This window comes from Aerococcus sp. NPDC058936 (genome assembly GCF_042741995.1).
In the GTDB taxonomy this organism is placed as follows: Bacteria; Bacillota; Bacilli; order Lactobacillales; family Aerococcaceae; genus Aerococcus.
The window spans coordinates 40,675-54,858 of record NZ_JBHYKZ010000001.1; the positions used below are offsets into that span (position 1 = coordinate 40,675).

General features: G+C 36.8%; 14 protein-coding genes. 12 read left to right on the top strand and 2 right to left on the bottom strand.

The window, feature by feature from the left end:
- Positions 1-299 precede the first annotated feature (299 nt).
- Positions 300-650: a hypothetical protein gene (locus tag ACFW0C_RS00215; protein ID WP_269104572.1), complete on the top strand. Its 351-nt coding sequence runs from the start codon at positions 300-302 to the stop codon at positions 648-650.
- A complete protein-coding gene (locus ACFW0C_RS00220; protein WP_378104333.1) occupies positions 647-904 on the top strand; it encodes a hypothetical protein in 258 nt (85 codons plus the stop codon). The genes ACFW0C_RS00215 and ACFW0C_RS00220 overlap by 4 nt, the downstream gene beginning before the upstream one ends.
- A 39-nt stretch (positions 905-943) precedes the next feature.
- Here ACFW0C_RS00220 and ACFW0C_RS00225 read toward each other — a convergent pair whose 3' ends face one another.
- Complete coding sequence (locus ACFW0C_RS00225; protein WP_378104334.1) at positions 944-1,660, bottom strand: GntR family transcriptional regulator; 717 nt, start codon at positions 1,658-1,660, stop codon at positions 944-946.
- A 148-nt stretch (positions 1,661-1,808) separates the two neighbouring features.
- On the opposite strand from ACFW0C_RS00225, the gene ACFW0C_RS00230 reads away from it, so the two are divergent.
- The 8 genes from ACFW0C_RS00230 (at position 1,809) to ACFW0C_RS00265 (ending at position 11,723) form a co-directional block, all read left to right on the top strand.
- The gene (locus ACFW0C_RS00230; RefSeq protein WP_378104719.1) at positions 1,809-3,185 is read left to right on the top strand and encodes a glycoside hydrolase family 1 protein; all 1,377 of its coding nucleotides are present in this window, start codon (positions 1,809-1,811) and stop codon (positions 3,183-3,185) included.
- A 15-nt stretch (positions 3,186-3,200) separates the two neighbouring features.
- Entirely contained in the window at positions 3,201-4,568 is a 1,368-nt protein-coding gene (locus ACFW0C_RS00235; RefSeq protein WP_378104336.1) for a PTS sugar transporter subunit IIC, read from the top strand.
- Positions 4,569-4,704: 136 nt separating this feature from the next.
- Positions 4,705-5,439 carry a MurR/RpiR family transcriptional regulator gene (locus tag ACFW0C_RS00240; RefSeq protein ID WP_378104338.1) on the top strand — a complete coding sequence of 245 codons (735 nt, stop codon included), beginning with the start codon at positions 4,705-4,707 and terminating at the stop codon, positions 5,437-5,439.
- A gap of 149 nt (positions 5,440-5,588) precedes the next feature.
- Positions 5,589-7,202 carry a PTS transporter subunit EIIC gene (locus ACFW0C_RS00245; RefSeq protein ID WP_378104340.1) on the top strand — a complete coding sequence of 538 codons (1,614 nt, stop codon included), beginning with the start codon at positions 5,589-5,591 and terminating at the stop codon, positions 7,200-7,202.
- Between the two features lie 38 nt (positions 7,203-7,240).
- A complete protein-coding gene (locus ACFW0C_RS00250) occupies positions 7,241-8,566 on the top strand; it encodes a 6-phospho-alpha-glucosidase (RefSeq protein ID WP_378104342.1) in 1,326 nt (441 codons plus the stop codon).
- Positions 8,567-8,575: 9 nt separating this feature from the next.
- Positions 8,576-9,466: an NADP-dependent phosphogluconate dehydrogenase gene (locus tag ACFW0C_RS00255; RefSeq protein WP_378104344.1), complete on the top strand. Its 891-nt coding sequence runs from the start codon at positions 8,576-8,578 to the stop codon at positions 9,464-9,466.
- The gene (locus tag ACFW0C_RS00260) at positions 9,463-10,815 is read left to right on the top strand and encodes a gluconokinase (protein WP_378104347.1); all 1,353 of its coding nucleotides are present in this window, start codon (positions 9,463-9,465) and stop codon (positions 10,813-10,815) included. Before ACFW0C_RS00255 ends, ACFW0C_RS00260 begins: the two co-directional genes overlap by 4 nt.
- A gap of 80 nt (positions 10,816-10,895) precedes the next feature.
- Positions 10,896-11,723: an exodeoxyribonuclease III gene (locus ACFW0C_RS00265; RefSeq protein ID WP_378104349.1), complete on the top strand. Its 828-nt coding sequence runs from the start codon at positions 10,896-10,898 to the stop codon at positions 11,721-11,723.
- An 84-nt stretch (positions 11,724-11,807) separates the two neighbouring features.
- On the opposite strand, the gene ACFW0C_RS00270 is transcribed toward ACFW0C_RS00265, so the two are convergent.
- Positions 11,808-12,635, bottom strand: coding sequence for a hypothetical protein (locus ACFW0C_RS00270; RefSeq protein WP_378104350.1), 828 nt, complete (start codon positions 12,633-12,635; stop codon positions 11,808-11,810).
- A 296-nt stretch (positions 12,636-12,931) separates the two neighbouring features.
- On the opposite strand from ACFW0C_RS00270, the gene ACFW0C_RS00275 reads away from it, so the two are divergent.
- Together ACFW0C_RS00275 and ACFW0C_RS00280 are read left to right on the top strand one after the other, a co-directional pair.
- Complete coding sequence (locus ACFW0C_RS00275) at positions 12,932-13,471, top strand: hypothetical protein (RefSeq protein WP_378104351.1); 540 nt, start codon at positions 12,932-12,934, stop codon at positions 13,469-13,471.
- Positions 13,472-13,479: 8 nt separating this feature from the next.
- Positions 13,480-14,058, top strand: coding sequence for an N-acetylmuramoyl-L-alanine amidase (locus ACFW0C_RS00280; RefSeq protein ID WP_378104353.1), 579 nt, complete (start codon positions 13,480-13,482; stop codon positions 14,056-14,058).
- The last annotated feature ends 126 nt before the right edge of the window (positions 14,059-14,184 follow it).

Genomic DNA, 14,184 nt, shown 5'->3' on the forward strand with positions numbered 1-14,184 from the left:
AAACCAATTGTTCCAGCTGAGGTGATTAACTTGAAGAATAAATACCAATTGTTCCAGCTGAGGTGATTAACTGGAAGAATAAAAATAAATTGTTCCAGCTGAGGCGCTTAACTAGAAGAATAAAAACTAATTGTTCCAGCTGAGGCGCTTAACTGGAAGAATATAAACTAATTCTTCCACTTGTTGAGGTAAGCTTATTCACGCTTGTCTTTGAAATCAAGCATTTTCTCCTTTTAGTATGGACTTATATATATATTAAGATAGTAATATAAAGTGAAGAAAATGAAGGAGAGGGTATTATGTCACACGCTTTACCTAATATTGGAAAAGTTGCTACCAAAGCACTTCAAACTATTGATGTCACACAACTTGAGGAAGTGGCTGCTCGTGACCAAATGTATTCAAAAATTTGGTTTGATCAATTGGCTACCCATCATGAAGTGACCTTTATTCCGGATGATTTGTTATTCATTCAACCTGAATTGCGAGAACTATCACCTACGATTCAGTTAGATTTAGACCGGTACATTTTAATTGAAACCTATCAGCCAATAGAGGTTATCCAAGAGGAAATAGATGCTTATAAACAGTTTGTTAAATACATGAACACTGAGTATGATGTGGATGTGGTTTTCCTACCATACAAATGATGGCAGATTTAGGCTACGACTCAGCAATTATTACATCATCTGATTATCATATGTTACGTACCAAAATGATTTATGAACGACAAAACCGTCATTACGGTTTTGACTTAACCTATGTGGCTTCATATCGTGAAATTGATGGTAAAAACGTGCAATGGAATGAGGGGCCTAGTTATTTAAAAGCTGGCGGTTTCCGTGAAATTAAGAAGTTTTGGGGCTACATGTTCTTCCTTTACCATTGGGTAGATGAAGACTGATAAGCTAGTCAAAAGTCATCCAGCTAGGGTGGCTTTTTTCTATCGATATAATTCTACATAAATAATACGCCCTTTGTTATATAAGTGACGAGTTTGGGAATATTCAAAGGGTATATCATTTTTTAGAAAAGCGACTTGTTCGATTTCTAGGATTGGTTTTCCTATTTCCGTTTGTAAATATTGGCTATCAAATGCATCTGCTTCATCTGCTGATATGATACGAAAAGATTTGCCTAAATCAAGATTTAAAGTGTGTTGGATATAGGTATAGATAGAATCACTTAATATCTCCATTGTAATATTAGGGATCACTTTTACTGGCATTATCGTATATTCGATAATAAATGGCTGACCATTTAAGTTTCTCACGCGGATGATATCATACACTTCATCCGTTTTTTTGATATGTAGTTTTTGCTGCTCAAAGTCTACAGGTAATCGTTGTTCGAAGGAGACTATGGTAGAAGTTAGCTGACCCTTGCCGCCGTAGTTATAACTAGCGCCAGATGGGGTATTAATCATATGGTCAAAGAACTGATTCTCTGTATTGATTCGATTAATCTTTGTACCGCCACCAAATTCAGTAGATACTAAGCCTTCCAGCTGCAAAATACCAATGGCGCGAGAAATTGTTACTCTACTTGTATGGTATAAGTCAGCCAGGTCTGCTTGCTTGGGTAATTTATCTGAATCTTTATATTTTCCTATGAGTATTTGATCGCGTAAATCATCAGCTATGCTTGTATATTTTGACAAATGAATCACCTCAAATAAATTATAGAATTCGCTTACATCTTTGTAAACTGATACATTTACAAAGATTGTGAGAAGTCTTTCTCTCATTGGAAATTTGTTTTAATATATATTTATAAATGTAAACGCTTACTATGTTTTAAGGAGGAGTATTATGAAATTCTTTTGGGGCAATTCTGTTTCAAGTATGCAAACTGAAGGTGGCTGGAATGAAGGCGGCAAGTCTTTATCAGTATATGATGTCAGAGAGGCAAGTGAGTTTGCGAGTGACTGGCATTTTGCGAATGATAATTACCATCACTTTGAGGAAGATTTTGATTATATTCAAGATTTAGGGATGAATATGTATCGGTTCCAAATTTCCTGGTCACGTGTAGTAAAGGATGGCGACGGTGATTTTAATCAAGAAGGTATCGACTATTATCATCGTATTGTAGACGCATTAATTGCACGTGGTATTGAACCGATGATTTGTTTATACCACTTTGATATTCCACTTCACCTTGCTGAACAATATAATGGCTTTACTTCAAAACATGTGAAAGAAGCATTTGTTCGTTATGGTCAAAAGATGGTAGATGAGTTTTCAAATAAGGTGAAGTATTGGATTATCTTTAATGAGCAAAATCTATATTCTGAACCGAATATTAGTTATTTGATTGCTGGGGCCGAAAATGGCAAGAAAGATGTCCATGAGTTATATCAAATCATGCATAATGTGATGGCTAGTCATGCAGAAATCACCAACTATTTGCATGAAAATTCTGATGCGAAGATGGGTGGTATGTTGGCTTATAGTGAGGTGTATCCAGCTACGTCAAAACCTGAAGATATCTTGGCTGCTCGTAAATGGGATGAATTCATTAATTATAATTTATTAGATGCATATGCAAAAGGACAATACTCAAATGAAGTGTTGACCTATATTAAAAATAAACAAATTGACTGGCAAGCAACAGATGAAGAACTTGCTGCAATTGCAAATCACTATAATGATTATTTGAGTTTTTCATATTACGCTTCAACAACCATTTCGGCAGAAAAAATTCCGGTAGATACTGAACCTAACTGGTACTTAGTTGAAGGTAAAGTGGATAATCCGCATCTTGAGACAACTGAGTGGAATTGGCAAATTGATCCCCTAGGTTTCCGCGATGTAATGAATAAAATGTATCAAAGATATCAGCTGCCAGTCTTCCCAATTGAAAATGGTATTGGTGTACAGGAAGAATGGGACGGAGAAAATCCAATTCAAGACGATTATCGTATTGCTTATCATGAAGCACATATGGAAGCGATGTTTGATGCCATTCATGAAGACGGAGTGGAAATCATGGGTTACCTAGGTTGGGGATTAATTGATATTTTATCCTCTCAAGGTGACATGCGAAAACGTTACGGTCTAGTATATGTCAACCGTACCAATCATGATTTGAGAGATATGAAACGGGTACCGAAGAAATCCTACCAATGGTTTAAGGAAACTATTCAGGAATACAATGAAAAATATGGTTTGAATAAAGAATAGAGAGGGGCAAAAGAGATGGCTCAAAATAAAGTTCAGAACAATGTTTTTATTGAAAAATTTACGAATTTCTCTGTTAAGATTGGAAATCAAGTTCATCTGCGAAGTTTGCGAGACGCTTTTGCGAATATTATGCCTATGTTTATTCTAGCTGGGCTTGCCGTCTTGGTGAATAATGTGATTTTCCCGATATTTTTGAGTGGTGAAACACTGGCCAATTTTCAAAATTTTGGGAATGTAATCACAAATGGTACTTTGAATATCGCTGGTCTTTTGATTGCACCAATGATTGCTTTTTCATTGGCTACCAATAAAAACTTTTCAAGTCCAATTTCAGCGACTTCTGTTGCGACTGCTTCTTTATTTATTATGATGTCTATTTCTAGATTGGCAACACCGATTGATGGTAGCGATCCGGTAGAGGTTTCGGGGGTAGTATCTTTTAATGAATTAGGTACTCAAGGGATGTTTGCTGGGATTATCATGGGGTTATTAGCTACAGAAGTTTTCATGAAACTAGCTAACAATAAAAAATTAAGCATTAACTTAGGTGATCAGGTACCACCAGCAGTTGGTCAAGGTTTTTCAACAATGATTCCAACAATTGTGACCTTATCATTCTTTGCGATTATTTCTGCACTATTAAGTGTTGTTTTTCATACAGACCTGGTGACCTTAATTTCAACACTTATCCAAGAACCATTACGTGCGGTCAATTCTTCTATATTCGGCTATTTGTTGATTTATTCAACCGGTAATTTCTTATTTACATTAGGTATTCATCAAACAGTAATTAATGGGGTATTAACAGAACCATTACTTCTTGTGAATATGAACGAGAATATGAATGCTGTAGCCAATGGACAGGAACCAATAAATATCATCAATACTTCATTCCAAGCGGTTTACGCACAAATGGGTGGTACGGGCGGCACATTAGCTTTAATCATTGCGGTATTTTTAGTAAGTAAGTACCAACCTTATCGGGAAGTTTCGAAACTTTCCATTGCGCCTGGTTTATTTGAAATTAATGAACCGATGATTTTTGGTTTACCAATCATTTTCAATATACCGATGATGATTCCATTCGTACTATCTCCAGTAATTGGGGCTTTAATTGGTTATCTAGCGACTGTGGTTGGTTTTGTAGAACCATTAATTGTGCTGGTTCCTTGGACAACGCCACCATTAATTTCAGGATTCCTAGCGAGTGGTGGTGACTTGAAGGTGGTCTTACTACAAATTATTATTTTAGCTGTGACAACTTTATTCTACATCCCATTCCTTAAGATCTCTGAGCGCGTGGCGATAAAACAAGCAGAGATTGAACAAGCTAAGAATGAAGGTAATCAAGTTGAAGATGACGACATGGATTGGACAGTTTAGGTAAGGCAATTGTTGAAAGAATCTCTAGTTGAAGCTGGGGATTCTTTTTTCAAAATTTTGGTCAAGCGCTTACTTCAAGGTATAATAAAGGGGATGAGGATAGGAAGAAATTTTCTAAGTAGTTAAAGGGGTATATATGGTAAAAGAATTTTATACATCGGATAAATCTTTTTCAGAAATGGAAAATTTAGTTTTAGAATATTTAAAGTTACATAAAAGTAATCTTAAGCAACTAACTATTCAAAAATTAGCTGATGAGACTTACACGTCAAAGTCGACTATTTTTCGTTTAAGTAAGAAGCTAGGCTTTGACGGGTTTACAGATATGATTTACCACTTGAGTAAGCAAGAAGTGAATGTAGAAAATAGTAACCTTGATACTTATATAAATGGTATCTCTGAAGATGTCAGAAAGATTTTCGTGCAAAATGAAAAAGCACTTACCCAATTTGGTCAAATTATTAACGATAATGAAAATGCCTTGTATGTGATTGGAACGGGTTATTCAGGTATTTTGGGAGAATACTTTTATAAAAAGGTGCTTGGGAAAGGTGAACTCGTTTATTATTCTAATGGTGCTGATTCAAATACATTATTTTTAAACAATCTCCATCGTATTTCACACATTATCTGTATCTCTAAAAGTGGTGAAACAGAAATGGTCAATAATAAGGCGATGATTGCCAAAGAACATGGTAAAGGTGTGATTTCTTTCACGCATTCCTATGATAATACGTTGGCTAAGCAGTCAGACATTGCTTTTATAGTAGATGATAACCAGTTTTTAGACCGCAATAATATCTATTCAACTCACTTTTATTCATTATTGTTGCTTTATTTAGAATACGTCATTGAACAGTCATTTAAATAACGATTTAAGCGTAGCTACTGTAATTGTTGGTAGTTACGCTTTTTTGCGGAAAATGTTTCATATTAAAGGGAAAATGTTCAAAAATATTGAGAATAAACATTTGTAAGCGTTTTAATGGTAAAGTGGTTTTATTCAAAGGAGGTTCGAATATGAACAAGAGTCAAAATTTAATGGATGTTATGCAGCGATTTTCCAAGGCGATGTTTATTCCAGTTTTAATTCTCCCGATTGCGGGTTTATTAATTGCGATTGGTAATATACTGGTAAATCCTAATCTATTAGCCGCTATGCCATTTTTAGATAATCCAGTTTTAACTAGTTTTGGTAGTATCCTAACAGGATCACTGGTAACGATTCTACAAAACTTAGGATTGATATTTTGTGTGGGTATTTCAGTTGGTTTAGCTAACAAGAAAAAAGGTGAAGCTGGTTTTACTGCTATGCTAGCTTTTCTTGTTTTTATTAATGCGATGAACCGTTTTATGGACTTGCGCGGTATGTTGGTAGATCCTGAAGCCTTACAAGGTAGCGGACAAACAATGGTGTTAGGCGTACAAGTGTTAGACATGGGTGTATTTGCTGGGATTATGCTAGGTTTAATCATTGCGCTTATTTTCAATAAATATGCTGAGATTGAATTTAATAATGCCTTTAATATTTATGGTGGTACGCGGTTTGCCTTTATTGTCTTGATTCCTGTAGTTGTGATCTTTGCGATCGGTATGACCTTTATCTGGCCATTCTTCCAAGCAGGCATTAATTCTTTAGGGGGATGGATTCAGCAAGCAGGTAATTTTGGGATTTTCGTTTATGGTGCATTAGAACGTTTATTAATCCCAACAGGTTTACACCATTTAGTGTACACGCCATTCCTATATACATCACTAGGTGGGATTGAAACTATTGGTGATGTGGTCTATGAAGGATCAAGAAACATTTACTATGCAGAAATGGTCGATCCAGCTATCCAACAGTTATCACAAAGTGTGATTTGGGATGCGCGTGGTATTTCTAAAATGTTTGGTTTAATTGGTGCATGTTTGGCGATGTATGTCACAGCGACACCAGAAAAGAAACAACAAGCGAAAGCTATTCTAATCCCAGCAGCTTTTACATCATTTGTAGCCGGTGTGACAGAGCCGATTGAATTCTCATTTATGTTTATTGCACCAATTTTATATGTTGTACATGCAGCTTTAAGTGGCTTAAGTATGGTCGTTTTAAATGTGTTAAACGTACGCTCAATTGGTCCAAATGGTTTTATAGACTTCTTATTAATGAATGTACCATTAGGAATTGAGAAGACTGGTTGGCCAATGTATATCTTGGTGGGGTTAGTATTCTTTGTTATTTACTTTGTTGTCTTTAGAGTATTAATTCAATTAATGAATCTAAAAACAATTGGTCGAGAAGAGGACGGGAATGAAACCAAACTCTATTCTAAGCAAGACTATATGGAGAAAAAATCTACCGGACAAACACAAATGGTAAGTGAAACAACTAGTGAACGCGCTGGTATAGGGTTGACTGTCGTTGAATTATTAGGTGGTAAGGACAATATTGAATCTGTTACGAATTGTTATTCAAGATTAAGAACGATTTTAAAAGATCCAGATTTAGTGGATGAAGTTGGTTTGAAAAATGAAACCCAGGCTAGTGGCGTGGTCAAGAAGGGCAATAATGTGCAGGTAGTTTACGGGGTTCAAGTGGGCTCTATCAGAAAAGCAGTTGACCAAGTACTAGGATTCGAATCAGAAGATTAAATAAAATAATGAAAGACATAAACGAGGAGCGAATTAAAATGAAAAAATTTTCAGTTGTTATTGCAGGTGGCGGAAGCACATTTACACCAGGTATCGTGAGAATGTTGGTGGATAATCTTGACCGATTTCCATTAGAAAGACTTTACTTATATGACAATGATCAAGAGCGTCAAGCAATTCTTGGTGAAGCGATTGAGATCATGCTAAAAGAAGAAGCACCAGAAATTGAATTTGCTTACACAGATGATCCAAAGCTTGCCTTTACTGGTATGGATTTCTGTATGGCCCACATCCGTGTTGGGAAATATGCCATGCGTGAATTAGATGAGAAAATCCCATTAAAACATGATTTAGTGGGTCAAGAAACTTGTGGACCTGGTGGTATGGCTTATGGTATGCGCTCTATTGGTGGCATGATGGACTTGATTGATTTGATGGAAGAATATGCACCTGATTGTTGGATGTTGAACTATTCAAATCCTGCATCAATCGTTGCTGAGGCTTGTAGAGTATTACGTCCGACGTCTAAAGTATTGAATATCTGTGACATGCCCGTTGGTACATTACGCCGGATGTCACAAATCTTAGGGATGACACCAGATGACCTTGAAGTCGATTACTTTGGTTTAAACCACTTTGGTTGGTGGACTTCTATTCGAGGTAAGGATGGTACTGACTACACCGAAAAAGTAAAAGCGTATGTAAAGGAAAATGGTTACCTTAATCAAGTGGAGATTGATACCCAGCATACAGATCCATCTTGGCAAGAAACCCATAAAAAAGCGAAAGACTTATTTGCAGTTGAACCACGCTTTTTACCAAATACCTATTTACAATATTACTTATTCCCAGAGGATATGGTAGCACACGCTGATAAAGACTATACCCGCGCTAATGAGGTAATGGATGGCCGTGAGAAAGAAGTATTTGATACGGCAAGAAATATTATTAAAAATGGTACAGCTAAAGAAAATAATTTCCATATTGATAGTCATGCATCATTTATTGTTGATTTAGCACGTGCAATTGCTTTTAATACGCATGAAAGAATGATTATGATTGTTGAAAATAATGGGGCAATTGCCAACTTCCCTGATGATGCAATGGTTGAAGTACCATGTATTATTGGTAGTAAAGGGCCTGAGGCAATCACACAAGGTAAAATTCCACAATTTGAACAAGCCTTAATGTTCCAACAATTAACATCTGAGAAGTTGTTAGTGGAAGGCTTTATTGAAGGTAGCTACCAAAAAGTATGGCAAGCCTATACATTATCTAGAACCATTCCGACAGCGACTAAAGCGCGAGAAGTGTTAGATGACTTAATTGAAGCAAATGGCGAATTTTGGCCAGAATTAAAATAGGAGTCATTTATGAAGATAACTGTAATTGGATTAGGCAAAATGGGTTTAGCTTTAGCTAAGCAACTAATGAAACAAGGACAGCATATTAACGGATTCGACTTGAATCCGTTAATTGTTGACCAATTAGATACAGATAAATGTCAGCTATTACCTGATTTAGCTGTCTTAGCGGATAATGCAGATAAGAATGTAGTGTTTTCTTTGCTGCCTTCTGGTGAACCAACCAAATCTACTATGCAAAATTTAAAAGATATCCTACACCCGAATGATATTGTTATTGATTTCTCAAATTCTTTTTATAAGGATTCTTTGGATAACTATGCTTTGTTTAAAGAGCAGGGTATTCTATATTATGATTGCGGAATTTCAGGAGGTGTTGAAGGCGCATTATCTGGTGCTTGCATGATGGTAGGTGGACTTGGACCTTTGGATAAGCAAGTGAATAATATACTGGAATCCCTTTGTGTGCCAGGTGGTTACCGTTTTTACCCTGAGCCGGGAAGTGGACACTATTTAAAAATGGTTCATAATGGGATTGAATATGGGATGATGCAGGCAATTGCTGAAGGTCTTCATTTACTAAATGCGCAAAGTCATTTTGCCTTTAAATTGGATGATGTAGTTGGTAATTGGTCTAGGGGATCTATTATTGAATCAGCCTTATTAGACAATATTTATGATGAATTGAATCAAGATGCCTTATTAGGCAATTTCCAACATAAAGTTGCTGCTTCCGGTGAAGCGAAGTGGATGGTTAATGAAGCTTTGAGTGAGGAAGTCCCAACACCTGTCATCGCCTTATCATTGATGAACCGGAATGCGAGTCTACACGAAGTTTCCTTTTCAAATCAAGTGATATCAGCTATGCGTTATCGATTTGGGGGGCATAAAGAATATTGATTACTTACATCGTGAGTATTGATGTTGGCACAACAAATACTAAAATCAATCTATTTAACCATAATTACCAATTAATCGATACTTTTAAAGCTGGTTATCAGAAAATAAATAACCAGAACGATTTACATGAAATGGATTTTGAAGAAATTTGGCAAATTGTAAAAGATGGATTAAGATTTTTAATCAACCAATATGAAATAGAAGAATTGGAAATCATCCTAACAACAGCTATGCATAGCGTGCAATTGTTGGATCAAGACTTTAATTTATTTGGACAGACGATTACCTGGGCGGATAGAAGAGGGTGTGAGTTGTTACCGCAATTATCCAAATCAGAAAAGGAAAGGGTCTATCAACGAACAGGGACACCGATACATTCGATGAATCCTTATGTCAAGTTATTATCTATTCATAAATCGAATATGAAAATTGCTTCCATAAAAGATTTATTATTCTACCGGCTAACAGGCGAATGGTCTATTGATTTAAGTAACGCTTCAAGTTCAGGCTTACTGAATTTGGCTAGATTAGATTGGGATCAGGAAATATTAACACAGTTAAGATTAAGTGTGGAAGATTTACCAAAGATTCGACCAGTCAATTATGCAGTGATGACTTTTCATCAATCATTACAGATTCCTATCAAAGTTGTTATAGGTACATCTGATGGTGTTTCGTCTAACTATATTTTTAACGACTTAGACCATCATGCTGTACTTTCCATAGGTACTAGCCACGCAGTTCGTGTAGTGGCTGATTCACCATCGACCGATACTAGCTTAAATAATTTTTCCTATGCTATAGATGCTAATCACTATCTTATTGGGTTAGCGAGTAATAATGGGGCGGATATTTTAGCTTGGGCATGTGATATTTTCAAGACGAGTTTTGATGAATTAAATCAGATCTGTCTCGATAGATCTGTTGACCAAGTAGTATTTGTCCCCTATATTAACGGGGAACGAGCGCCTATTTGGCAAGATTCAGCTAGAGGTAGCTTGTTGAATTTGACTAGAAATGCTAGCCGAGAATCCATTTTATATGCCATTATATTAGGAATGTTATTCAATATAAAGGTGAATGTAACTAATTTAGGAGACTTGGTATTCTTCGATAAACTTGGTTTAGTTGGTGGCGTTACAAAAATGACTGGTTTAACACAGTTAATTGCCGATGTTTTGAATAAGGATTTATATATTCCACAAATTGAAAATGCTGAAACTATGGGGACAATACATTTAGTGCATGATGTGTTATCTAAAGGAAAATATACAGTGGTACAGCCCAATGTGGAAGCTACAAAGTTATTAGAATCTTTATTTGCGCAGTATTTAAAAGAATTGAATTAATCTACAACCATTTATCTCATTTCGGTTATGTTTGTGATTATGCTAAAATATAGTCATAAAATGAGTAAAGGGGTTTAATAATGAAGTTAATTTCATGGAATATTGATTCTTTAAATGCGGCCTTAACTGGGGCATCTCCGCGTGCAGAATTATCACGTGAGGTTTTAAAGATGATTCGTGAACATCAACCAGATGTGATTGCGATTCAAGAAACGAAACTATCGGCAAAGGGTCCTACGAAAAAGCACCTTGAGATATTAGAAGCGAATGTGCCAGATTATGAGATTCAGTGGGTGTCTAGTGTGGAGCCTGCCCGTAAAGGTTACGCTGGAACCATGTTCTTATATAAGAAAGACTATACGCCAGAAGTGACTTTCCCACAAATTGGGGCACCAACGACGATGGACCATGAAGGACGGATGATTACTTTAGAATTTCCTGATTTCTATGTGACCAATGTTTATACACCGAATGCGGGATCTGCTTTGGCACGTTTAGAAGACCGCCAAGCTTGGGATGTGCAGTATGCAGATTATTTAGCGGACCTAGATACTAAGAAGCCAGTGATAGCTTGTGGTGACTTTAATGTCGCCCATACGGAAATTGACTTGGCACACCCTAAAAATAATCATTTTTCTGCTGGTTTCACTGATGAAGAACGTGCTGGTTTTACTAACTTGTTAAACCGCGGTTTCACAGATACTTTCCGTCATATTCATGGCGACGTTGAAGGTGTTTATACTTGGTGGGCTCAACGGGTGAAAACAAGTAAAATCAATAATTCCGGATGGAGAATTGATTATTGGTTGGTGAGTGATCGGATTGCAGACAAGGTGCAAAAATCTGAAATGCTTGACTCTGGTCTGCGTCAAGACCATACACCAATTTTGTTAGAAATTGATATCTAGTTAAAGAAGATAATCAATCATGAGGCTGGGCTAATAATAGCTCAGCTTTTTTAATGTACACTTATCCTTGTCCGGCATTTGATCCTATTCTTTAATGCCTTTTTGAATTTTGCGTATCTTCTTTTGTGCGTTTTTACCAGCGATTTTCTTTAATTTTTCTGGGCCAAAAACATAGTAGAGAATATTGGCGAAAAGTTGGTACATACTATCTAGCTGGCCAAAGTCTATATAGGCTTTAATGGGTTGATAGGCAGATTCGCTGACCATAAATTGTTGATTGTCAAAAAGATGCTCATCAGCATGATTGCTTAATGGTGGATGATGAGTGAAGTGGTTGAACTGACTATAAAAAGCCATTTGATTAAAGAATCGTAAGTGTTGTTGGCGGAAGGTGGCATAAAAACCCATTTTTTCTCTTAAATATTGATTTTTTAGATTGATTTTATATTTGAAGTGGTTGTCTACTTCAATCCAGGTAGCCCTCTTGCACTGGGCGTCTGCATAGTAGACTTGGATATTGTGTAAGGCCAGGATGTGATTCATCTCCTTTTTGTCATCGAACCGTTGGAAGGCAAAATTTCCAAGGGTAATCGGTAACCGTTTATTACTATCCAAAATATCCGTATGTGTTTGATTGAAATAAGTCCCCGGGAAGGCGTATTGGTCATGCCAAGCTTTCAAGAGTGACATGGTGTCTAGGTGACTAATGCCAAAGGTTTGGTCGGTGAAAAGAATAATTGTCTTAAAAGGGAGTTTAAATGCTGACACATTATAGAGGAGGGACATGTTTTGAAGCAGTTGATTGAAGTGACGGGGATTTCCAGTGATGGCTTTTTCGATGATGGTGTTGAGATGGTCTTGCCAATTGAATTTTTCTGGGACTGTTTCAAGATTCCTGTTATCTATGCGCATGTTCTACCACCTTTATACTTTTTGTTATCTTATTTATAACATTGTATTTATTATTATGAAACCAAATAATTGCTAGGACTTGAAAATAGATTGTTTTATATTGAATAAGTGATGATTTGACGGAAATTAGCCGTTTTGATTTAATGTTTTTATCTTTTAGGTGATAATTGCAGTCAAAAATACCAGGTAATCAGCCTAGCGCGGGCTTGCCTTTTTCCGAGTATTAAACGTATTTTAAGGTACCTGCAGGTGATGACAAGATACTTTAGGCTCGTTTAGGGGAGGAATTTGCGTTTATGTTTGATCAGTATCGGTATCCGGAGTTGTTGGACCAGTATCATGGCGTGATTGTGCATGTCTTAAAGCGGTATCGTGTGGATGTGTATAAGGCTTATTACGATGATGTTTATCAGTTAGCTCAGATTGCTTTATATCAGGCCGCGGAGGAGTTTGATGGGGATCCGCTGAATGAGGCTGATCGTTACCGGTTTGTAGCGTATGTGAAGCGGGTGATGGCTTGGCGGGTGTTGGATGAATTACGTAAGCATACACGTTTGGGTGGTCAGGAGTTTTCGACAGCGGATGACTGGGTATTTGAGGCTGGTTTGGGTGCTGGGCATACGATTGAAATAACGGCTGATATTCAGCATTTCTTAGCTGAAGCGGCGAAGATATTGCGCTACCGTGATTTGGATTTTCTCTATCAGGTGATTGCTTGTCAGGGTAAGACCAAGTTATTGCTTGAAATTTACCCGATTTCTCGCCAAGCGATTTACAATAAGAAACGCAATTTGATGGATAAACTACAATCTATTCGCCATTTATTGGTGGGTTAGGAGACAAGATGAAATCAACAACATTTAAAGAATATAAAGGCCTATTAATTGCATTTGGACATGGAAATGGGGACCCAGGTGCTGTTTCTGGGCAATTTACTGAGGTAGAAATGGTGCGGAAGTTAAAACCCTATATTGAAAAATGGGCTAAAGCAGCTGGCATCAAAGTGGCTTTCTATATGGACAATCTTTACCAACATGCAACAGATATGAAGACCTATGCGGATTGGGTGGTAGTTGAAGTACATATGGACGCGGCGGCTAAACCGCAAAATGGGGGGCATGTGATTATTCATTCGGACTATGTGACAGATGCCATAGATGATAACTTGATTGCGATGATTCAAAAGCATTTTGGCTTAGTCACTAGAAATGGTTTAGGCTTATCAAAAAGAGGGGACTTGTTGAATTGTAACAATGCCCGCCGTTGGGGAATCAATTACCGCTTATTAGAATTATTCTTCTTAGCAGATGCAACTGACCGTAATTATTACTTGTCTAATCTAGACTTAGTGGCTAAAAATATGGTGGAAGCTGTAGTCGGCTTCCAAATTGCTGATGATAAAGTATGCCAGTGTACGCGTTAAGTTAATTCTTTGTAACAGCAGCAAGTACAATCATTGTCATGACAAAATATAAAATTAATGCTTTTGGGAAAATCCTATTCCCTTTTTAGCAGAAATAGAAGTTGATTAAAGCAAAGGGCGCACTTA